This is a genomic window from Mesorhizobium sp. M0663 (genome assembly GCF_040320585.1).
In the GTDB taxonomy this organism is placed as follows: domain Bacteria; phylum Pseudomonadota; class Alphaproteobacteria; order Rhizobiales; family Rhizobiaceae; genus Mesorhizobium.
In genome coordinates, this window is sequence record NZ_JAMYPX010000001.1 from 264,268 (window position 1) to 285,503 (window position 21,236).

At 62.6% G+C, this 21,236-nt stretch carries 24 protein-coding genes; 18 read left to right on the forward strand and 6 right to left on the reverse strand.

Annotated elements, in window-relative coordinates; genetic code table 11:
* Positions 1 to 160: 160 nt before the first annotated feature.
* Positions 161 to 901, forward strand: a complete 741-nt coding sequence (locus NKI54_RS01335) for a hypothetical protein (protein ID WP_352644111.1) — start codon at positions 161 to 163, stop codon at positions 899 to 901.
* 48 nt (positions 902 to 949) lie between these two features.
* On the opposite strand, the gene NKI54_RS01340 is transcribed toward NKI54_RS01335, so the two are convergent.
* Positions 950 to 1,324 (reverse strand): YrdB family protein, encoded by a 375-nt coding sequence (locus tag NKI54_RS01340; protein ID WP_352568179.1) that lies wholly within the window; start codon positions 1,322 to 1,324, stop codon positions 950 to 952.
* 200 nt (positions 1,325 to 1,524) lie between these two features.
* Between NKI54_RS01340 and NKI54_RS01345 the strand changes: the two genes are divergently transcribed.
* From NKI54_RS01345 to NKI54_RS01370, 6 genes are read left to right on the forward strand one after another with little or no spacing between them, the layout of a single operon-like run.
* Entirely contained in the window at positions 1,525 to 2,778 is a 1,254-nt protein-coding gene (locus NKI54_RS01345) for a sarcosine oxidase subunit beta (protein ID WP_352568178.1), read from the forward strand.
* Positions 2,778 to 3,200, forward strand: coding sequence for a hypothetical protein (locus tag NKI54_RS01350; RefSeq protein WP_023675337.1), 423 nt, complete (start codon positions 2,778 to 2,780; stop codon positions 3,198 to 3,200). The genes NKI54_RS01345 and NKI54_RS01350 overlap by 1 nt, the downstream gene beginning before the upstream one ends.
* An 8-nt stretch (positions 3,201 to 3,208) precedes the next feature.
* Positions 3,209 to 3,505, forward strand: a complete 297-nt coding sequence (locus tag NKI54_RS01355; protein WP_292519105.1) for a sarcosine oxidase subunit delta — start codon at positions 3,209 to 3,211, stop codon at positions 3,503 to 3,505.
* Positions 3,502 to 6,495 (forward strand): sarcosine oxidase subunit alpha, encoded by a 2,994-nt coding sequence (locus tag NKI54_RS01360; protein WP_352690430.1) that lies wholly within the window; start codon positions 3,502 to 3,504, stop codon positions 6,493 to 6,495. Before NKI54_RS01355 ends, NKI54_RS01360 begins: the two co-directional genes overlap by 4 nt.
* Positions 6,488 to 7,066, forward strand: coding sequence for a sarcosine oxidase subunit gamma (locus NKI54_RS01365; RefSeq protein WP_352690433.1), 579 nt, complete (start codon positions 6,488 to 6,490; stop codon positions 7,064 to 7,066). Before NKI54_RS01360 ends, NKI54_RS01365 begins: the two co-directional genes overlap by 8 nt.
* A gap of 53 nt (positions 7,067 to 7,119) precedes the next feature.
* A complete protein-coding gene (locus NKI54_RS01370; protein ID WP_023675341.1) occupies positions 7,120 to 7,344 on the forward strand; it encodes a hypothetical protein in 225 nt (74 codons plus the stop codon).
* A gap of 103 nt (positions 7,345 to 7,447) precedes the next feature.
* On the opposite strand, the gene NKI54_RS01375 is transcribed toward NKI54_RS01370, so the two are convergent.
* Together NKI54_RS01375 and NKI54_RS01380 are read right to left on the reverse strand one after the other, a co-directional pair.
* Entirely contained in the window at positions 7,448 to 7,687 is a 240-nt protein-coding gene (locus tag NKI54_RS01375) for a DUF680 domain-containing protein (RefSeq protein WP_352633697.1), read from the reverse strand.
* A 177-nt stretch (positions 7,688 to 7,864) separates the two neighbouring features.
* On the reverse strand, positions 7,865 to 8,506 hold the full coding sequence (locus NKI54_RS01380) for a TetR/AcrR family transcriptional regulator (protein WP_023675343.1): 642 nt from the start codon (positions 8,504 to 8,506) through the stop codon (positions 7,865 to 7,867).
* A gap of 83 nt (positions 8,507 to 8,589) precedes the next feature.
* Here NKI54_RS01380 and NKI54_RS01385 point away from each other — a divergent pair, with 83 nt between their 5' ends.
* Complete coding sequence (locus NKI54_RS01385; protein ID WP_352690437.1) at positions 8,590 to 8,871, forward strand: hypothetical protein; 282 nt, start codon at positions 8,590 to 8,592, stop codon at positions 8,869 to 8,871.
* 29 nt (positions 8,872 to 8,900) lie between these two features.
* Positions 8,901 to 9,068 carry a hypothetical protein gene (locus tag NKI54_RS01390; protein ID WP_352690440.1) on the forward strand — a complete coding sequence of 56 codons (168 nt, stop codon included), beginning with the start codon at positions 8,901 to 8,903 and terminating at the stop codon, positions 9,066 to 9,068.
* A 41-nt stretch (positions 9,069 to 9,109) separates the two neighbouring features.
* On the opposite strand, the gene NKI54_RS01395 is transcribed toward NKI54_RS01390, so the two are convergent.
* From NKI54_RS01395 to NKI54_RS01405, 3 genes are all read right to left on the reverse strand, one after another.
* Entirely contained in the window at positions 9,110 to 9,604 is a 495-nt protein-coding gene (locus NKI54_RS01395) for a MaoC family dehydratase (protein ID WP_031211357.1), read from the reverse strand.
* 39 nt (positions 9,605 to 9,643) lie between these two features.
* Positions 9,644 to 10,459 carry an SDR family oxidoreductase gene (locus tag NKI54_RS01400; protein WP_352690443.1) on the reverse strand — a complete coding sequence of 272 codons (816 nt, stop codon included), beginning with the start codon at positions 10,457 to 10,459 and terminating at the stop codon, positions 9,644 to 9,646.
* Positions 10,460 to 10,964: 505 nt separating this feature from the next.
* Positions 10,965 to 11,792 (reverse strand): MurR/RpiR family transcriptional regulator, encoded by an 828-nt coding sequence (locus tag NKI54_RS01405; protein ID WP_023675348.1) that lies wholly within the window; start codon positions 11,790 to 11,792, stop codon positions 10,965 to 10,967.
* 145 nt (positions 11,793 to 11,937) lie between these two features.
* Between NKI54_RS01405 and NKI54_RS01410 the strand changes: the two genes are divergently transcribed.
* From NKI54_RS01410 to NKI54_RS01450, 9 genes are all read left to right on the forward strand, one after another.
* On the forward strand, positions 11,938 to 12,762 hold the full coding sequence (locus NKI54_RS01410; RefSeq protein WP_352633694.1) for an N-formylglutamate amidohydrolase: 825 nt from the start codon (positions 11,938 to 11,940) through the stop codon (positions 12,760 to 12,762).
* A gap of 22 nt (positions 12,763 to 12,784) precedes the next feature.
* Positions 12,785 to 14,347, forward strand: coding sequence for an amino acid permease (locus NKI54_RS01415; protein WP_352588205.1), 1,563 nt, complete (start codon positions 12,785 to 12,787; stop codon positions 14,345 to 14,347).
* A gap of 100 nt (positions 14,348 to 14,447) precedes the next feature.
* Positions 14,448 to 15,818 (forward strand): glutamine synthetase family protein, encoded by a 1,371-nt coding sequence (locus NKI54_RS01420; protein ID WP_352690447.1) that lies wholly within the window; start codon positions 14,448 to 14,450, stop codon positions 15,816 to 15,818.
* A gap of 102 nt (positions 15,819 to 15,920) precedes the next feature.
* Complete coding sequence (locus tag NKI54_RS01425) at positions 15,921 to 16,325, forward strand: helix-turn-helix domain-containing protein (protein ID WP_352690450.1); 405 nt, start codon at positions 15,921 to 15,923, stop codon at positions 16,323 to 16,325.
* Positions 16,309 to 16,734, forward strand: coding sequence for a type II toxin-antitoxin system VapC family toxin (locus tag NKI54_RS01430; RefSeq protein ID WP_352506370.1), 426 nt, complete (start codon positions 16,309 to 16,311; stop codon positions 16,732 to 16,734). The genes NKI54_RS01425 and NKI54_RS01430 overlap by 17 nt, the downstream gene beginning before the upstream one ends.
* Positions 16,697 to 18,133, forward strand: a complete 1,437-nt coding sequence (locus NKI54_RS01435) for an aldehyde dehydrogenase family protein (RefSeq protein ID WP_352690453.1) — start codon at positions 16,697 to 16,699, stop codon at positions 18,131 to 18,133. The genes NKI54_RS01430 and NKI54_RS01435 overlap by 38 nt, the downstream gene beginning before the upstream one ends.
* 42 nt (positions 18,134 to 18,175) lie before the next feature.
* Entirely contained in the window at positions 18,176 to 18,667 is a 492-nt protein-coding gene (locus tag NKI54_RS01440) for a DUF2569 domain-containing protein (RefSeq protein WP_352690456.1), read from the forward strand.
* A gap of 38 nt (positions 18,668 to 18,705) precedes the next feature.
* On the forward strand, positions 18,706 to 19,878 hold the full coding sequence (locus tag NKI54_RS01445) for an iron-containing alcohol dehydrogenase (RefSeq protein WP_352616315.1): 1,173 nt from the start codon (positions 18,706 to 18,708) through the stop codon (positions 19,876 to 19,878).
* A 242-nt stretch (positions 19,879 to 20,120) separates the two neighbouring features.
* Positions 20,121 to 21,227, forward strand: a complete 1,107-nt coding sequence (locus NKI54_RS01450; RefSeq protein WP_352690459.1) for an ABC transporter substrate-binding protein — start codon at positions 20,121 to 20,123, stop codon at positions 21,225 to 21,227.
* Positions 21,228 to 21,236 lie beyond the last annotated feature (9 nt).

Consider the following 21,236-nt stretch of genomic DNA (forward strand, 5'->3'; position numbering starts at 1 on the left):
AATTGGATGCTTGGTCGCAAATCGGGGCGGTGCGGACCACCCGATACTTGCGCAGGCATCTGCGAAGATTTCTTGACGCCGGAGGGGCAGAGGGCTACCAAGTCACCATTCAACCTTGCGGGTGGACGCGCCACCCATTCCAATGACCCCCCAAGACATAATGATCAAGTTGTTGGCCCCCGGCTTCGAGGGCGACAGCGAGTTGACGATCGCCCTTCAATCGGAATTTGGCAAAGGCTTTCCCCTTGAAAACCTCCGGCCGCTGCTGACGTCCGGCAACCTTCATACACAGGCCGCTGCCGCGTACTTGGTGGCCGAAGCCAATTCCAAAATGAGTTACAAGATGAATTGCGTCGTCGCGGAGATCGCCGATCTGCTCGACAGTGAATCTTCGGGTATCCGGTTCGACGCGATCGAGGCGCTTCTGGGATGCACGACGCCGGCCGATGGAGCCGTTCTCGGTCGCCTCATGCTGCGGCTGGATGACGAACATGCCGGTGTGCGGTGGAGGGTCGTCCAGTTCATCTGCCTTGCGGAGCGCTGGCAGCTAAGGCTTGCGGTGGAAAATGCCGCTACCCTGCGTCCGGACTCGGCTTTCAAGACACTGGTCAATGCTTATGGTCAATATAACATGCCGAGCGCCAAGGACCTGCCACGGTTGCTCGCGCATCCGGATGCCGTGTTGAGGCGCTTTGCTGCGGCAGTGGCTATTAGGCCGCGCCAGGTGATCGTCGAGCGCTTCGTGGCCATGGTGGAGCAGTCAGACGATGCGGAAATTCGTAAAATCGCCGCCGATTGCCGTGAGGGTTATTTGCGGCCGATCTATGCAATCGGGCCGTGCATCCTGAAGCGTGCTCCGGCTGACCCCTCAAAAGGCGAAGCTCAGAAGAGCGACCAGTGAAAGCACGGCGCAAAACGGCAAGCGCCGTCGCAAACAGGGGCAAGGCGACTATCGCCTAAGCAGCCAGCCGAGCCGATCGAGCGAAAATGCGTAGCTGACAGCGATCAGCAGGGCGACGGCAATGCCGGCTGTCGTGTAACCGGCCAGGTGGAATCCGGCAGCGCCGCCGAACAGGATGACGAGTTCGAGCACCAGCCGCAAACCGCCCGGCACCGGAACCGGCGCCCGCCCCGAGCGGCTCGGATCGTTCGGCACCGCGAAGATTCCCCAGAGCGCGGCGGCAACGAACGGCAATGCCACGGCAAGGATCCAGCGCCACATGCCCGCTGAGAGGCTCCAGCCCGCCATGCCGAGGCCGAGCAAAGCGGCGAGCTCCAGCAAGAAGCGCAATGTCAGATTCCACCAGACGTTACCCACCGCCATAATCCTCCGATCGTCAGGCGACGGATAGCGGTGGAAGGCAATTGCATCAACCTGCCCGGATGCGGCTTTTTCACCACGGCGCAAAACGGCAAGCGCCGTCGCAAACAGTGCAAGGCTGGCAGCACGGTTTCGCTAGTGATACAAGCTCGCGCGCCGGGGTTGGCTGATCTGCCCGGCCGCCATTTGCGAGGCCTGCAACGTTGAAGAAATACTCGGTATTCGCCATCGCCCGCGAGGCCATGCGCGGCCATAAGGGTTGGGAGGAACAGTGGTCCTCGCCGGAGCCGAAGAAGGAGTACGACGTCATCATCGTCGGCGCCGGCGGCCACGGCCTGGCCACCGCCTATTATCTCGCCACCGTGCACGGCATCACCAATGTTGCGGTATTGGAAAAAGGCTGGCTCGGCGGCGGCAATACCGGGCGCAACACCACCATCATCCGCTCGAACTATCTCTACGACGAGAGCGCCGGCATCTACGACCATGCGCTGAAGCTGTGGGACGGGCTCAGCCAGGAGCTCAACTACAACGTCATGTATTCGCCGCGCGGCGTCATGATGCTCGCCCACAACATCCACGACATCCAGGTGCTGAAACGCCACGTCCATGCCAACCGGCTGAACGGCATCGACAATGAATGGCTGACGCCGGAGCAGGCCAAGGAATTCTGCCCGCCGCTCAACATTTCGCCCGGTGCGCGCTATCCGGTGATGGGCGCCTCCCTGCAGCGCCGCGGCGGCACGGCGCGTCACGATGCGGTTGCCTGGGGCTATGCGCGCGGCGCCTCGGCGCGCGGCGTCCACATCATCCAGAATTGCGAGGTCACCGGCGTCAAACGGGCGCCGAACGGCGCGGTCACCGGTGTCGAGACGACGCGCGGCTTCATCGGTGCCAGGAAGGTCGGCGTGGTTGCCGCCGGGCACTCATCGGTGATCATGAACATGGCTGGCGTGCGCATGCCGCTGGAAAGCTATCCGCTGCAGGCGCTGGTGTCGGAGCCGGTCAAGCCGGTGGTGCCTTGCGTGGTGATGTCGAACACCGTGCATGCCTATATCTCGCAATCCGACAAGGGCGAACTGGTCATCGGCGCCGGCACCGACCAGTATGTCTCCTATTCGCAGACCGGCGGGCTGCACATTTTGCAGCATACGCTGGACGCCATCTGCGAGATGTTCCCGATCTTCACGCGCATGAAGATGCTGCGCTCATGGGGCGGCATCGTCGATGTGACGCCGGACCGTTCGCCGATCCTGGCCAAGACGCCGGTGCCCGGCCTCTATGTCAATTGCGGCTGGGGCACAGGCGGCTTCAAGGCGACGCCGGGTTCGGGCCATGTCTTTGCCCACACGATCGCCAGGGACGATCCGCACCCGATCAACGCGCCCTTCACCATCGAGCGCTTCCGCACCGGCCGCCTCATCGACGAGGCGGCGGCGGCAGCGGTGGCGCACTGATGATGACCGAGATGGCCGTCGCTATGCCGCTGATGCTCGCCGGCGAGCAAGGCCTGTTCCATATCCCCACGCCAGAGGAGGTGCGCCTGCAGCCCATCAGCCGCGCCGGCAATGAAGCGGATTGGCCGTTTTCCGTCGACGAGGGTGTACTCGCCTGCGCCTGGAGCGCCGGTCAGAGAGTGGTCACCTTTATGGAGAACCGGCCAGCCGATCTCGAGGAAGGCGAAAAATTCGAGCGGCGCTACGTCATCGTGACGACCGAACCGATGACGCTTTCGGTCGGCAATATGGCGTATCGCGACCTTTTCCGCCCGGTAGCCAGCATCGAGGAGCGCATCCGGCTGGTGGCGCCCTTCGTGACGATGGGCCAGAGGCTTTGCGACCAACCTGCCGGCGCTCGCGTCGGCCACGGCGAACTGTAGGACCAACCATGCTTCTCATCCGCTGCCCCTATTGCGAGGAAGAGCGTCCGGAGCTCGAATTCCGCAACGCCGGCGAGGCGCATATCGCGCGATCCCCAAACATCGCCGGCGAGAGCGACGACGATTTTGAAAAGTTCTTTTTCATCCGCTCCAATCCCAAGGGGATCATCTATGAGCGCTGGCGGCACATGCATGGCTGTGCGCGGTTCTTCAATGCCGTGCGCGACACCGTCAGCGACAGGTTCCTGATGACTTACAAGGCCGGTGAACCGAAGCCCACCAAGCTGCCGGGAGCCGCCAAATGAGCGCCACGTTCCGCATTGCCGGCGCCGGGCGGCTCAAACAGGCAAAGATAGCTGGCTTCAGCTTCGACGGCCGCCCCTATACCGGCATCGAGGGCGATACGTTGGCCTCGGCGCTGCTTGCAAACGGCGTCCATCTCGTCGGCCGCTCGTTCAAGTACCACCGGCCGCGCGGTTTTCTGTCGGCCGGCGCCGAAGAGCCGAACGCGCTGGTCGAGATCAAGCGCGACGCGGCACGCAAGACGCCGAACGTTCGTGCCACGGTGCAGGAACTCTATGACGGATTGACCGCACAGTCGCAGAACTGCTGGCCGTCGCTCGCTTTCGACATCGGTGCCGTCAGCAGTATTGCCTCGCCGATGCTTTCGGCCGGCTTCTACTACAAGACCTTCATGTGGCCGAAGGCCGCGTGGAAAAACCTCTACGAGCCCAAGATCCGCGCCGCCGCCGGTCTCGGCGTCGCTCCTGACCAGCCGGATCCCGACCACTATTCGGCGCGCTTCGCCCATTGCGAGGTGCTGGTGCTTGGCGGCGGTGCCGCGGGCATCGCCGCGGCATTGGCCGCGGCCGAGACCGGCGCGCGCGTCATCCTTGCCGACGAGCAGGCGGAATTCGGCGGCAGCCTGCGCTTCGAGAGCGGCGCGAAGATCGAAGGCCAGGACGGCTTTTCCTGGGCGCAATCGGCTCTCGCCAAGTTGAGCGCGATGGACAATGTCCGCGTGCTGCCGCGTACCACGGCCTTCGGCTATTACGCGCAGAATTTCGTCGGGCTGGTCGAGCGCGTCAGCGACCATCTGCAGAACCCCGGCCGCGACCTGCCGCGCGAGCGACTGTGGCAGGTTCGCGCCAAACGCGTGGTGCTGGCGACCGGCGCCATCGAGCGCCACATGGTGTTTGCCGATAACGACCGGCCGGGCATCATGCTGGCGTCGGCGGCGCGCACCTATCTCAACCATCACGGCGTCGCCGTCGGCAGGAATATCGGCGTCTATACGGCGAACGATTCCGCCTATGCGGCGGCGATCGACCTGAAAAAGGCCGGCATCAACGTGGCGGCGATCGTCGACCTGCGCGACAACCCGACCGGGCCGGCGATCGACGAGGCGAGGGCGCTCGGCATCGAGGTCAATTTCGGCCGCGCGGTGATCCGCGCCAGCGGCAAATTGCGGGTGTCGTCGATGACTGTGCAGCCGAAGAATGGCGGCGGCGAGCGCACCATCCCGGTTGACGCGATTCTGATGTCGGCCGGCTGGACGCCATCGGTGCATCTGTTCTCGCAATCGCGCGGCAAGGTCGCCTTCAATGACGAGAGCAAGCGCTTCGTGCCCGGAATTTATGCGCAGGACTGCGTCTCGGTCGGCGCCTGCAACGGTACCGACGGGCTGTCGGCGACGATCGACGAGGCCTATGCAGCGGGCGCCAAGGCGGCCAAGGACGCCGGCAGCAGGCCGGCCAAGGGCACCAAGCCGAAGGTCGACGCCGGCGAGAGCTGGTCGCGCGGCATGCTGGGTGCAGCACCCGGTGCCGGATCGGATACGACGGTCAAGGCCTTTGTCGACTTCCAGAACGACGTCACCGCCAAGGACATCCGCCAGGCAGTGCATGAGGGCATGCGCTCGATCGAGCACGTCAAGCGCTTCACCACCAACGGCATGGCGACCGACCAGGGCAAGACCTCCAACATGCACGGCCTGGCGATTGCCGCCGAGACGTTGGGCAAGCCGATCCCGCAGGTCGGGCTGACGACGTTCCGCGCGCCCTATACGCCGGTGACATTCGGCTCGATCGTCGGGCACGCGCGGGGTCCGCTGTTCGACCCGACCCGCAAGACCGCGATCCATCCCTGGGCCGAGCGCCAGGGCGCTGTATTCGAGGATGTCGGCCAATGGAAGCGCGCCTGGTATTTCCCGAAGCCGGGCGAGGACATACATGCCGCCGTCGACCGCGAATGCGTCACGGTGCGCAAGACAGCCGGCCTGTTTGACGCCTCGACGCTGGGCAAGATCGAGGTGGTCGGGCCGGATGCGGCCAAATTCATGGAACTGCTCTACACCAATCCATGGGAGAAGCTCGAGCCCGGCCGCTGCCGTTACGGCATCATGCTGCGCGAGGACGGCTTCATCTATGACGACGGTGTCGTCGGCAGGCTTGCACCCGACCGTTTCCATGTGACGACGACGACCGGCGGCGCGCCGCGCGTCATGAACCATATGGAAGACTATCTCCAGACCGAGTTCCCGCATCTCAACGTCTGGCTGACCTCGATCACCGAGCAATGGGCGGTGATTGCCGTGCAGGGACCGAAGTCTCGCGACATCATTGCGCCGCTGGTCGAGGGCATCGACATGTCGGATGAGGCGCTGCCGCATATGTCGGTGCGCGAAGGCCGGATCTGCGGCGTGCCGACCAGGCTGTTTCGCATGTCGTTCAGCGGTGAGCGCGGCTTCGAGATCAACGTGCCGGCCGATTACGGCGAGGCAGTCTGGGAAGCGCTATGGGCCGAGGGCCAGAAGCATGGCGCCTGTGCTTACGGCACCGAGTCCATGCATGTGCTGCGCGCTGAAAAGGGCTACATCATCGTCGGCCAGGATACCGACGGCACGGTGACGCCGAACGACGCCGGGCTCGACTGGGCGGTCGGCAAGAAGAAGACCGACTTCGTCGGCATTCGCGGCATGGCGCGGCCGGATCTGGTCGCCAAGGGCCGCAAGCAGCTTGTCGGCCTGAAGACCAGGGATCCCAAGGTGGTGCTGGAGGAGGGCGCGCAGATCGTCGCGGACCCGAAGCAGGCAATCCCGATGAAGATGATTGGCCATGTCACCTCGAGCTATTGGTCGCAAAATTGCGGCCGCTCGATCGCGCTGGGGCTGGTCGCCGGCGGCCGCGATCGCACGGGCGAGACGCTCTATGTGCCGATGCCGAACGGCGTGATCGAGGTGGAGGTCACCGGCATGGTGTTCTTCGACGAGAAGGGGGAGCGCCTCAATGGCTAAGGCCGCTTTGAAAACCGACGCCGCCGGACCCTCAGTCGAACGCCGTCCGGCTCTCGCCGGCCAGTCGCTTTCCGCCGCCGGCGTTACACTTGCCGTGCTGCCGCCGGCCGAGCGCATATCGCTGCGCGCGCCGGAAGCCTCGATTGCGGCACTTTCGAAAGCGCTCGGCGTCGTCCTGCCGCAAAGGCCGAAAACCTCGGCGGCAAAGGCCGGACGCACGGCCTTGTGGCTCGGGCCGGACGAATGGCTGGTCATCGACGAGAGCGGAAAAGATCCGCTCGCCGACTGCGCCAGCATTTCCGTACTGCATTCGGCGGTCGGCATCTCGCACCGCAACGTCGCCATATCGGTTATCGGTCCGGCTGCCGCGGCGACGATCAATGCCGGCTGCCCGCAGGATCTGTCGCTCGACGCCTTTCCGGTCGGGGCGGCGTCGCGCACCATTCTCGGCAAGGTCGAAATCGTGCTGTTGCGCACGGCGGCCGACGCGTTCCGCGTCGAATGCTGGCGTTCCTTTTCCGATTATGTCTTTACTTTTCTATTGGAGGCAGCGCGCGACGCGGCAGCATAGGCATGTTCGCCGCGCCCGACCGTTCTGCGACAGCGAGCCGAGGGAGAATGCAAATGCCGCCGAACTCCGCGCCGAAGTCGCCGGTCAAGACGCCGGCCGTGCGCTCTTTCGAAGACGAGCAGCGCACGGGGACGGATATCGAAGAGGAACTCGAGGAAGGCCTCGAGGATACATTCCCGGCCAGCGATCCGGTGTCGATCACCGGAACGGCCATTCCCGGCGCACCGGCAAGACCCGGCAAGCCCAAAAGCGTGGTGGGACAGAAGCGCAAGAAGTGATCTGCGCGGGGTGACAAAAAGCAGGGCTGAGGCCGGCACGATGGGCGGCCGGAAATTGCTGCCGCCCTTTCGTTTCCTCACCGCGTATTGTCGCCCGATCGGCTCAGAAGCTGCTTGGCACGATCCACGGGTCGATGCCGATGCCGAGCCTCGGGCCCTTGCTGCCGACCTTGTGGGCCGCGGCATCGGCCTTTTCAAGCGATCCGGTCGGCGCGCAATCAAGCTTCGCACCGGTCTTGGTATCGATGCAGGTCACTTCTTGCTTGCCTGACTGATTGCTGCCGGCAAATGCGGCGCCAGAGAGTGCCAGCAGGGCGGCGAGCGTGAGGATTGCCTTCTTCATCGTCGGTCTCCGGTTCAGCTATTGAATTTCTCGTACATGTACGGCATTGCGTACAGATACGCCCTGGACTCCCGATATTCAAGCAAAATCGTACGCGTACGGAGAATTGCCGAACGCTCGGCGCCGCAGCGCAGATCGTTCGGAGAAGATCCTGCAGATCGGGAGGAGCGCCGCTCTTCAGCAGTTGACCGGCGGCGTGAGCGGCGCAATCTCGTGCGCGGCGATGGCTTCGAGCATGATGTCGCCGATCCGTGTGATGAACGTCGTCTGGTCGCCGAACGGGTAGAACGGGAAGGTGATCAGCAGCGAGATGGCGCCGTGGCCGACCGCCCACAGCATGGTGGCGATGGCGCGTGGATCGCCTTTGAGCCTGCCGGCGGCAACGCAGGCTTCGACCCTCGCGATCAGCACTTTCATCGCCGGGTTGCCGCTCTCCATTTCGGCGAAGGTCTTTCCGGCTGGCGGCCTGACTTTTTCTGTCATGAAGACGGTGCGGTATTCGTTGGGATTTTCCAGCCCAAAGGCGGCGTATTCGACAAGCACCGCCTTGAGCGCCTCGATCGGGTCGTCGGCCGTATGATTTGCGATGCGCCTGGCCAAGGTCTCGAAGGCATCCTCGGCCAGCGCGAACAGGATGTCCTGCTTGTCGGCGAAATAGGAATAGACCGACATCGGCGCATAGCCAACGCGCTTGGCGAGCTTGCGGATGGTGAGGCCGTCATAGCCTTCTTCCTGGACAAGCTTGTGTGCGGCGTCGACAAGTTCGGAACGCAGTTCGGCCTTTTGTTTTTCGCGGCGCTCCTGGACGCTTAGCTGCAACTTTCTACTGCCTTATGACTGATGGCTGGATGCAGCATATATACGCTGTACGGCGTCGGGCAAGGGTGGCACGAAGCAGAAGCTTGACTGTCGCATGGCTGGCGATCGCGCTCGGCTTCGCCATGGAAGCTCTCATTCTGACCGTCAGATTTGCGGCAGGTGCCTACCCCGCGACGACGCAGGTTCTGATCGAACTGGCGCAAGGCGTGACCTGGTCGTTCTTCGTCTGCGCCGGCGTCAGCCTCGGCACGGCGCTCACCAAGGTGCGAGCCCGATCGAATACGGGCTGCTCGGCTGGACACTTGCGTCGCTGGCATCGAAGGAAGAACCGCGTCCGCTCCATTTCGCGCTGGCAGGCGCCCTGATAGGCGCGGTATTCGGCGGCGGCATCACGGTGCTGACCATCGAAACGGCCGCGGCAAATGATGCTGCTCTCGCAATGCCACAGGCGATCGCAACCGGCCTCAACGAGATCGTGTTCCCAATCGGTTGTTCACTGGTCGTCTACATTGCGCTGCAGGTCAGCCGTCACATGAAGTACGTCGCGGCCGAAGCCAAATAGATTTGGCACAGATAGATTTGGGCTTCTCCGCCTGACGAGAGTCAGACCGCTTCCGGCTGGCGTTCGATCAGCGTCAGCGTCAGCCAGCGCGCGGTCAGCGCCGGTTTTTTCGAGCCCTCGATCTCGATCGTCACGTCGTGCGCCGTCTGCACCCACCCCGACGGCCTGACCTTGACGTCGGCCAGCACGAAACGGGTGCGGATGCGCGAGCCGGTCTTCACCGGCGCCAGGAAGCGCAGCGAATCGAAGCCGTGATTGACGCCCATCTTGCTGTTTTCCAGCGGCGGCATGGTTTCGAAGGTCATCGCCGACAACAGCGAAAGCGACAGGAAGCCATGCGCGATGGTGCCGCCGAACGGCGTTTCGCGGCTGGCGCGTTCCGGATCGCAATGGATGAACTGATGGTCGTCGGTGGCATCGGCGAACTGGTCGATCATGCGCTGGGTGACGACCCGCCATGGCGACACGCCGACTTCCTTGCCGACGTTGGCCAGAAGCACATCGAGACTGATCGGTTCCACGCTGATGTCCTCCATCTTCACCCCCGGCATTTCACTCGCCGGATGGCGTGCGTCTCATTCCTTGAACAATGTCAGCCCGTGTTGCACCGACTGCCCGCCATCGATCGGCAGGATGGCGCCGGTGACATAGCTGCCGGCCCGGCTGCACAAATAGAGCGTTGCGTCGGCAATGTCATCCGGTGCGCCGATGCGGCCGATCGGAACGTGGTTGCCGATATGTCTTGCCTGGTCCTCGGTGCCGGTGGCGAAGGCGGTCATCCGGCTCTGGAAAGGGCCAGGCGCAAAGGCGTTGACGGTGATGCGGCGGGCGGCGAACTCGATTGCCAGGATGCGCGTCAGGTGGTGAACCGCGGCCTTCGAGGCCGAGTAGGAGTAGGCATCTTCGGCCAAAGGCTGCGTGCCCATCACCGATCCGAGGTTGATCACCCGGGCCGGGTCGGCATCGCTGGCGGCGGCCTCGAGCAGAGGCAGCAATTCGCGCGTCAGGTGGAAGACCGAGGTGACGTTGACGCCGAACACCTTGGCCCAGGCATGGTAGGGAAAGCTTTCCAGCGGCGCGCCCCAGGAGATGCCGGCATTGTTGACCAGAATATGCAGCCGCTCGGTCCGCGCCCTGACCTCGGCCACAAGCGCCGCAATGCCGGCCTCGCTGGAGACGTCGCCGGCAAAACCTTCCGCCCGGCCGGATGCGCCAAGGCCGTTCAACTCGCCCGCTACCCTGACGCAATCCTCGCTCTTGCGCGAGGCGATCATCACCGAGGCGCCGGCCATGACCAGAGCGGTCGCCGCCATGCGGCCGATGCCGGTCGCGGCGCCGGTGACCAGCGCCGTCTTGCCGGCGACTGAGAACAGCTCGTCCAGATAGCTCATCGTACCCTCCGTGCAGTTCACCGCGCTTTGGTTCAAGGAAGCGGCTTCACGTCGACAAGGCTAGCCGAACTTCGATCATGCTTGCCATGGGTAAAGTAGCTGGGGTGGGGCACGCTTAGCGGCTGAATGGTTAAGCCCGAAATGCAAGGTGGTCATTCGGCCGTGACATGGGTCGGATGAATGATGCGGCCGTGCCCGTTAGCGAGCACCTTGGTAAGCTGTTCATTTCGCGCGTGAACCAGTCGTCGTTACTCCTCCGCCCCAGCCGCAGGCGGGTCTTGAGGAGTTGGGAGGTGGCCGAGCAGTGGGGCGGGACTGACATTCGTATTCGTGGACGGGGACTATGCTTTCGGGGGGAAAGCCATGGGTAAGAAACAACGCACCGTCCTGCTGGCAGCGGTTTTTGCGACTGTCTTTGGCGTCTTTTTGCTGATCCTGATCCTGCAGATGATCAGTTTTTTAGAGGACTAGACCGAAGCGAAACGCGTCCCTTTCCGGAGGGGCTCTACCGCAGGCTTTCCAGCTCGCGGATGCGTTTGGCGCCGTCGGCCTCGAGCTGCCTTGTGACGGCGCCGATCAGCGCTTCGGCAACGACGAAAAGGGCGGCGGATGAGTCCCAGGCCGAAGGCACGGCGGTGCGCCCGGCGATGACGTGGCGGGCGAAGCGGGCGATCGGCGACAGCCACTGGTCGGTAAACAGCACGATCTGCACGCCACGCTGGTTGGCCGTCTCGGCAAAGCGGACCAGGCTGTCCTGGTAGCGCCTGATGTCGAAGATCACCAGCACGTCGCGCTTACCCATGTCGATCAGTCGGTCGCGCCAGACGCTTTCCTGCCCGCCGAGGTGAAAAACGTTGGGCTGGATGATGGCGAGGTGGGCGGCCATGTAGCGCGCCAGCGGGTCGGTGAAGCGGCCACCGATCAGGAATGTCTTGCCGCGCCGGTCGGCAAGCTTGGCGACGATGTCGGCAAGCTGTTTGTCCGAGAGATGCCGGAAGGTCTCGCGCATGTTGTCGAGGGTCGCCTCCAGCATCGGCGACACGGCGCTGCTGCCCGGCGATGGCGGATTGAGCGTGCGCGAGGCCGGCGACTGCAATTGCGCCGCCAGCTCGTCTTGCAGCGTCGACTGGAATTCCGGATAGTTCTGGAAGCCGAGCCGGGCGACGAAACGCAGGATCGTGGGCGATGATACGCCGGCCGTAGCCGAGAATTCGGCGACCGTCTTCAGCCCGATCAGCGGATAGCTGGCGATCAGCGCTTGCGCTGCGCGCCGCTCGCCTGCCGGCATGGTGCCGATGCGGTCGGAGATCAGTTCGGCAATGCTGGAAACCATGTTTTTCCCCACCCTGGCCGTGCCGTTAGCGCATTATCGAAATCGCGTTTGACAAAGCCGGCCAAACTGTATGAAATCATCCGCAGGGACGCAATGAGGCAAAATACGTAACATACGATACAGCGCTCCCCGGGGACAGCAGACAATGGAGACAGCACGGCCCGCCAGCCTTGCATCGCCTGAAACCGTAAGGGTGACGAACCCCGGCGGATCGAGCCCCTTCGTGCTGACCTGCGACCACGCCTCAAATTTCCTGCCACCGGAATTCGGAACGCTCGGCCTTGCCGCCGAGGATCTTTCCCGCCACATCGCCTGGGATCCCGGCGCCTTGCCGGTGGCGCGCCGCATGGCCGAGGCGCTCGATGCGACGCTGGTCGAGACCTGCATCTCGCGGCTCGTCATCGACTGCAACCGCCCGCTCGACGCGCCGGACCTGATAGTGACGGTCAGCGCCAGCGAAAAAACCGTGGTCCCGGCCAACCAGGGACTTTCGGCCGACCAGCGGGAGGCGCGCATCGCGCTGGCGTGGCGACCGTTTCACGAGCGGATCGCAACGATCGTAGACGAGCGCCCGGCGGCCGGGCGGGAGACCAGGCTGGTCTCGATCCATTCCTTCACGCCGCTCTACAAAGGCAAAAGCCGGCCCTGGCACATCGGCATCATCCATGACGAGGACCGCCGGCTGGCGGCGCCGCTGATCGCGGCGCTGAAGCGGCTCGCCGGCGTCACCGTCGGCGTCAACGAACCCTATTCGCCGGCCGACCGGGTCTATTTCACGCTGGAACGCCATGCGCGCTCGCGCGGGCTGCCTTGCGCGATGATCGAAATCCGCAACGACGAGATCTCCGGCGCGGCCGGGCAGCGGAAATGGGCGGATCTGCTCACCGGCATTTTTCTCAATCTGGAGCCCGAGGCGGCCAATGGCCCCAGACCAAGCGCAGTCGGAAAGTCAGTTCAATCGGCCAGCTAAGAAACCAAAAGGGGACTTCAAAATGGTAGCACCGGGTTACAGTGAAGTTGATAAGAAGGAGGACCTGAAAGTTCTCCATGGAATGGGCTATGCTCAGGAACTTTCTCGAAGCATGAGCCGCTTCTCGAATTTCGCGATCTCGTTCTCGATCATCTGCATTCTCTCAGGCGGCATCAATTCCTTCGCGCAAGCGACATCGTCCATTGGTGGCGCGGGCGCTGGTATCGGCTGGATCGTCGGCTGCATGGTTTCGGGACTTTTCGCGCTCGCCATGGCCCAGATCGCCTCTGCATTTCCGACCGCGGGCGGCCTCTATCACTGGGCATCTATTCTGGGGAACCGTTTCACTGGCTGGCTGACCGCATGGCTCAACCTGCTCGGCCTGATCACCGTGCTCGGTGCGATCAACATCGGCACGGCTTTCTTTTTCGTCGGCACTTTCGGCGCAGCCTTCGGCATGACCGGCACGCCTGGTGAGATCGTCGGGTTTGTCGCCTTCATCACGGTGTTGCAGGCGCTGCTCAATCATTTCGGCATCAGGTTGACGGCTATGCTGACGGACGCCTCCGGCTTCCTGATCCTGGCAACGACAGCCGTGCTGATCGTCGCTTGCCTGGTGTTTGCGCCAGCGATCGACATCACGCGGCTGTGGACGTTCACGAACTATTCGGGCGATGCGGGGGGCGGTGTTTTCCCGCAGTCCGATTCCATGACGTATCTCTTCCTGCTCTGCCTGCTGCTGCCGGTTTACACCATCACTGGCTATGACGCGTCGGCGCATACTTCGGAAGAAACGTTGAGGGCGGCCCACTCGGTTCCGCGGGCAATCGTTTCGTCCGTACTCTGGTCGTCGCTGATCGGCTGGGTGATGCTGTGCGCGATCGTACTGGCGATTCCGGATCTGGCGGCCGGCGCCAAGCAGGGCTGGGGCGTGTTCTTCGCCACGATGGACGCAATCTTGCCGGCGTGGCTGAAGACACTGCTCTATCTGGGCATTCTGATCGCGCAGTTCCTCTGCGGTCTGGCAACGGTCACCTCTGCCTCGCGCATGCTTTTCGCCTTTTCGCGTGACGGCGGCATGCCGGTCGGCTCGGCCTCGCTAGCCAAGGTCAGCCCGACCTGGCGCACGCCGGTCAATGCGATTTGGACGGCTGCTGTGCTCGAGGTCATCTATGTCTTTCTTGCCCAGTTCATCTCGGTCGGCGGCACGAACATCTATACCATCGTCGTCAATTCGACATTGGTGTTCCTGTTTCTGTCCTTCATTATTCCGATCGTGCTCGGCATGATGGCTTTCGGAACGGAGAAATGGCCGAACCCCGGCCCATGGAATCTCGGCGCCGGCCTGTTCAAGCTGTTTTGCATCCTGTCGGTCATCGGCATGGCGATCATCTTCTACATCGCCATCCAGCCGCCGAACGACAAAGTGCTCTATATCACCCTGGGCTTCATTGTGCTGACCGCGGTGCTTTGGTTCGGTTTCGAGAACCGCCGCTTCCAGGGTCCGCCCATCGGCGACCAGATCGCAAAGCGCCAGGCGGCGATCAAGGCAGCCGAGATAGCCGTCGGCGAAGCCGGCGCCTGACGCTCTCTGATGACCATGGCCGGCATCGTGCCGGCCATGGATTTCCGTTTCCTTTTCAAAGTGACAAGCCCGAAACGACAAGCGCTGGAGTGCCAAAGGAATGGCCGGAAATTTCTCCTTCGATCAGTTGAAGCAAGCGGTCTCCAGCGGCGAGGTCGACACGGTGCTGGCCTGCATCGTCGATATGCAGGGGCGGCTCGCGGGAAAGCGGTTCCTGGCCCGGTATTTCGTCGATTCCGCGCATGACGAGACGCATGGCTGCAACTATCTCTTGGCCGCAGACATCGATATGGAACCGGTGCCCGGCTACAAGGCGGCGAGCTGGTCGAAGGGTTATGGCGATTTCGTCATGAAGCCGGACCTTGCGACGCTGCGGCGCGTTCCGTGGCTGGAGAAGACGGCGCTGGTGATCTGCGACGTGCTCGACCACCATACCCATGACGACCTGGCGCATTCGCCGCGCGCCATGCTGAAGAAGCAGGTCAAGCGGCTGCAGGATCGCGGCTATATCGGCTATTTCGCTTCCGAGCTCGAATTCTATCTGTTCAGCGAAACCTACGATTCCGCCCGCAAGAAGCACTGGCAGGGCCTCGAGACGGCATCGCCCTACATCGGCGACTACCAGATCGGCATCACCACCAAGGAAGAAGGCGTCATGCGCCGGCTGCGCAACGAGATGGAGGCGGCCGGCATCCCGATCGAGAATTCGAAGGGCGAGTGGGGGCCAGGCCAGGAAGAGATCAATGTCCGCTACGCCGAGGCGCTCGACATGGCCGACCGCCACGTCATCCTGAAGAACGGCGCCAAGGAAATCGCCGAGTCCGAAGGCAAGGCGATCTCGTTCATGGCCAAGTACAATTACGGGCTCGCCGGCAATTCCAGCCACATCCATAATTCGCTGTGGAGCGCCGACGGCAAGACGCCGTTGTTCTACGACAAAAATGCCGAGTGGACGCTGTCGACACTCGGCCAGCAATGGGCGGCCGGCCAGCTCAAATATGCCAAGGAATTCACCTGGTTCCTGGCGCCCTACATCAATTCCTACAAGCGCTTCCAGGCCGGCACCTTTGCGCCGACCAAGATCATGTGGAGCGAGGACAACCGCACCGCCGGGTTCCGTCTTTGCGGCGAGGGCACCAAGGGCATCCGCATGGAATGCCGCATCGGCGGCGCCGATTTGAACCCCTATCTGGCTTTCGCCGCGCTGATCGCGGCCGGGCTTGCCGGTATCGATGAAAAGCTTGAACTGCAGAAGCCCTTCGTCGGTGATGCCTACCAGGCCTCGCAGCTGCCTGAAATTCCAAAGACATTGCGCGACGCCACCGCGACGCTGGCGGAATCGAAAATGCTGAGGCAAGCGCTCGGCGACGATGTGCTGGAACATTACGTCCACACGGCACACTGGGAACAGTTCGAGTACGACCGCCGGATTACGGACTGGGAACTGCACAGGGGGTTCGAGCGGTATTGACGGCGTTGCGCTTTACGCAATATTGTTGCGGTTATCGCACCAGCAACACGCAGGAGGCAGCGTTTGCCCAAAGGTAGAGCCCATGTCGACAAAGCGTGGTTCATGAGTCGAATGAACGAGCGCAAGCTCACGGTACGCAGCATGGCCGGCCGCATGAACATACACTACAGCGCCTTGTCGCGGACACTGAACGGTGAACGGCGTATGCAGGTCGACGAGATACGCAAGATCGCTGAAATTCTCGACCGGCAGGAAAGCGAGATATTGGTGCACCTCGGAAGTTCCAATGATGCGGCGAGGCCACCGGAGCCTGATCGCCGGTCTGGTTTCGAGGAGGGGCAAGTGGATTTCGTGGATGACATGAACGGCAACAAGGAAGAGTACATCGTGCCGCCTCGGGGTGCCGATCCGTTGTTTGGATGCATGGCCGGGACGCTCACCCTGCTTCCGGACGTCGACTATACCGCGCCCGCCGATCCGGATTGGGGCAATGTCTATGACGAGTGAGGGGGTTCTGCTCGACACATGCTTCATGCTGTGGCTGTCAACGGAGCAGCCGGTCACGAGGGCTGCGGTCGAGAAGGTGACCAGCGCACGCAAAAATGGCAGCGTGATCGCCGTTTCCGTGATGTCCGCCTGGGAAATCGGCATGCTTGTAGCCAAGGGCCGGTTGCCATTCATCAAGTCACCGCTCGCATGGTTCGAACGGTTCGTGCAGACCGGGGCAGCGAGCGTCGAGGGGATCGACAGTGAGCTTTTGGTCGAGTCTTCGTTCCTGCCCGGCGTCGTTCACAACGATCCAACGGATCGGATCATCATAGCCACGGCGCGCTCGAAAAACCTCGAGATCATCACCCGCGATCGCGCAATCCTTGCCTATGGCGCGGCCGGCTTCGTCAAAACAGTGCCTTGTTGATTTGGAGACCTCTTTGGAAACCGTGAAGATAAAATCCCCCGTCGACGGTTCGATCTATGCCGAACGGCCTCTTGCCACCGACCAGGCGATCGGTGCCGCGGTCGAACGTGCCAAGGCGGCGCAGGAGAAGTGGGCTGAGACGCCGGTCGTCGAGCGCGGCAAATACATGCTTGCCATGCTGGAAGCGCTGGTCGCCATGACCGACGAGATCGTGCCGGAGATCGCCTGGCAGATGGGCCGGCCGGTGCGCTATGGCGGCGAGTTCGGCGGCGTCAGGGAACGCGTCAGCTACATGGTCGAGATCGCCGAGGCGGCCCTGAAGCCGGTCATGGCCTCCAATCCGAAGGACGGCTTTCGCCGCTATGTGAAGAAGGTGCCACTCGGCGTGGTCATGGTGATCGCGCCGTGGAACTATCCCTATCTCACCGCCGTCAACACCATCGTCCCGGCGCTGATGGCGGGCAGCGCCGTCATCCTCAAGCATGCGGCACAGACATTGTTGGTCGGCGAACGGTTTCAGCAGGCGTTTGATAAGGCCGGCCTGCCCAAGGGCCTGTTCCAGAACCTCGTCCTGAACCACGCGCAGACTGAAAGGCTGCTCGGCTCCGGCAAGATCGACCATGTCAACTTCACCGGCTCGGTCGCCGGCGGCCGCGCCATCGAAAAGGCGGCGGCGGGCACCTTCATGACGCTCGGCCTCGAACTCGGCGGCAAGGATCCGGCCTATGTGCTGCCGGACGCAAAGATGGACCATGCCGTTGCCAATCTGGTCGACGGCGCCTTCTACAATTCCGGCCAGTGCTGCTGCGGCATCGAGCGCGTCTATGTCCACGAGAAGGTCTACGATGAATTCGTCGAGGGCTTCATTGCCGAGACCAGGAACTACGTCGTCGGCAATCCGCTCGACCAGGCGACCACCATGGGGCCGATGGCGCAGGCGCGCTTCGCCGACCTGATCCGCGAGCAGAAGGCCGAGGCGTTGCGCAAGGGCGCCAGGGCACACATCAATATGAAGGTGGCCAACGACAGGCCAGGTTCCCCCTATCTGGCGCCGGAAGTGCTGACCCAGGTCGACCACCAGATGAGCGTCATGCGCGAGGAAAGCTTTGGCCCGATCGTCGGCATCATGAAGGTGCGCAACGACGAGGAAGCGATCGCGCTGATGAACGACAGCCCCTATGGGCTGACGGCCTCGATCTGGACGCGCGACACCGGCCATGCGGCGGCGATCGGCGATCGCGTCGAGACCGGCACCGTGTTCATGAACCGCTGCGACTATCTCGACCCGGCGCTGGTCTGGACCGGCGTCAAGGACACCGGCAAGGGCGCGGCACTGTCGGCCATCGGCTACGACAATCTGACCAGGCCGAAATCATACCATCTGCGCGAGGTGATCTAAGGTGGCGATCGACAAGCATGCGATCGCTGTTGAGGGGGAGTAATGGCGGATACACAACAATCGGCGCTGCCAGATCGTGAGGGTCCCGAGGGTATCGGCGGATGGCTTGTCCTGCCGATGCTCGGGTTGATGCTCACGCCGATACTGGGGTTGGTACAACTTCACAATTCCGACTATCTCGGCATGTTACAGAACTGGCAGGCCTACAGTTTGTCTCAAGGTGTGCTGATTCTTGCCGAATTGGTGATATCCGGCATACTAAACCTTACGGCCCGGGCCCTGTTATTGTTCTTCATGTTCAAGCGCTGGCAGATATTCCCCGGCTGGTACATGATTTGGGCATTCGCGATGCCGGTATATGCCGTTCTCGATCCATGGGCTGTGCATCTGGCTTTTCCCACCGTCGTTCCAGAATTGGCCGATGCGTACGACGCAGACACCGTGGGCGGAATTTCGCGCTCGATATGGGCCGCAGTCATCTGGGTTCCGTACATGATGCGGTCGGAACGTGTGGCCAACACCTTTGTGAACTAATGACATCCAAGAGCACGAAAGCAGTCAAGAAGGTCGAAATGACAAAACTCGTTTCCAAATGGAATTACCCGACGACCGTCCGCTTCGGCGCCGGACGCATCAAGGAGCTGCCGGAGGTGCTGGCGGCGACCGGCATCAAGCGGCCGCTGTTCGTCACCGATCCGGGACTGGCCAGGCTGCCGGTGGTGGCCTCGACGCTGAAGATCCTCGACGACGCCAAGGTGCCGTATGGCGTGTTTTCCGAGGTCAAGCCGAACCCGGTGGATTCCAACCTGACCGCCGGCATTGCCGTGTTCAAGAAGGGCAAGCATGACGGCGTCATTGCCTTTGGCGGCGGCTCGGCGCTCGATCTCGGCAAGCTCATCGCCTTCCAGGCCGGGCAGACACGGCCGGTCTGGGATTTCGAGGATGTCGGCGACTGGTGGACACGCGCCGATGCCGATGCGATCGCGCCGATCATCGCCGTGCCGACCACGGCCGGCACCGGCTCGGAAGTCGGCCGCGCCGGCGTCATCACCAATGAAGCGACCCATACCAAGAAGGTCATCTTCCATCCAAAGCTTTTGCCGGCGATCGTCATTGCCGATCCGGAGCTGTCGGTCGGCATGCCGGGCTTCATCACCGCCGGCACCGGCATGGATGCGCTTGCCCATTGCCTCGAAGCCTATTGCGCGCCGGGCTATCACCCGATGGCCGACGGCATCGCCGTGGAAGGCATAAGGCTGGTCTTCGAAAACCTGCCGAAAGCCTATGGCAACGGCAAGGATCTGGTCGCCCGCGCCAACATGATGAGCGCCGCTGCCATGGGAGCGGCCGCCTTCCAGAAAGGGCTTGGAGCGATTCATTCGCTGTCGCATCCGATAGGCGCGCTCTACGACACCCACCATGGCATGACCAACGCCGTGTTCATGCCCTACGTGCTGGCCTTCAACCGAGAGGCGATCGAGCCGCGCATAGCCCGGCTCGCCGCCTATTGCGGCATCAAGGGCGGCTTCGACGGTTTTGCGAAGGCGATCATCAAGCTGCGCAAGGAGCTCAAGGTGCCGCATGCACTGCCCAGCCTGATCAAGGGGCTCGACATGGACAAGAAGCGCAAGGGCCTGATCGCCGACATGGCGGTGGTCGATCCGACCGCCGGCGGCAACCCGGTCAAGCTGACCAAAAAGGCGGCGCTGACGCTGCTCGAAAACGCCATCGCCGGCACCGTCTGAGACAATTTTCGCATCGGAAATCGACTTGGGAAAAGAGGCAAAGGAAAGGGGGAAAGATGAAAGGCAAGATCGAAACTAGTTAGCCGGAAAAAGAATCGCGAAGCGATTGCTACAGCCGGTTAAAAAGAGTTTACTTTTTCATACTGCGGGGCATCGCTTTCACAAAGCTTTCATCTGGCTGTCACACGAAAAAGATACCGCATCGCAGGCGTCCAACGGCGTCAGTTCAACGGAGAGAACACATGTTCAAATTCACGGGAAAACTGCTTTCCCTTTCGGCCGTCGCCCTGATGGCGACCTCTGCCATCTCGTCGGCCCAGTCCATGGATGAACTGGTCGCCGCAGCCAAGGCTGAAGGCCAGCTCACCACCATCGCGCTGCCGCATGACTGGTGCGGCTACGGCGCGGTCATCGACGGCTTCAAGGCAAAATATCCGGGGATCACCGTCAACGAGCTCAACCCCGATGCCGGCTCCGGCGACGAGGTCGAGGCGATCAAGGCCAACAAAGACAACAAGGGCCCGCAGGCGCCCGACGTTATCGACGTCGGCCTGTCCTTCGGCCCGACCGCCAAGGCCGACGGCCTGCTGATGCCCTACAAAGTGTCGACCTGGGACTCGATCCCCGACAGCGCCAAGGATGCCGAAGGCGCCTGGTACGGCGATTATTACGGTGTTCTGTCATTTATGGTCAATAAGGATCTGATCAAGGAATCACCTACCGACTGGGCGGACCTCCTGAAGCCGGAATTCGCCAATTCGGTCGCGTTGGCCGGTGACCCACGCGTGTCGAACCAAGCCATCCAGGCTGTCTACGCTGCCGGCCTTTCCGGTGGCGCGGCCGCTGGTGAAGCCGCCGGCACGGCTGGCCTCGACTTCTTCAAGAAGCTCAACGCTGCCGGCAATTTCGTCCCGGTCGTGGGCAAGCCAGCAACGCTCGCCCAGGGCCAGACCCCGATCCTAATCAACTGGGATTACAATGCGCTCGCTGGCCGCGACACGCTGAAGGGCAACCCACCCGTCGACGTGATCGTGCCGAAGACCGGCGTCGTCGCCGGTGTCTACGTGCAGGCAATCAGCGCCTATGCGCCGCATCCAAATGCAGCCAAGCTGTGGATGGAATACCTCTACTCGGACGAAGGCCAGATCGGCTGGCTGAAGGGCTATTGCCACCCGATCCGCTTCAATGACCTCGCCAAGAACGGCAAGCTTCCGGCCGACGTGATGGCCAAGCTGCCGCCGGCCGAGTCCTATGCGGCGGCGGTGTTCCCGTCGCTCGACGAGCAGGGCAAGGCGAAGGAAGCCATCAGCAAGAACTGGGACGCCACTGTCGGCGCCAACGTCAAGTAAGACTTGAAT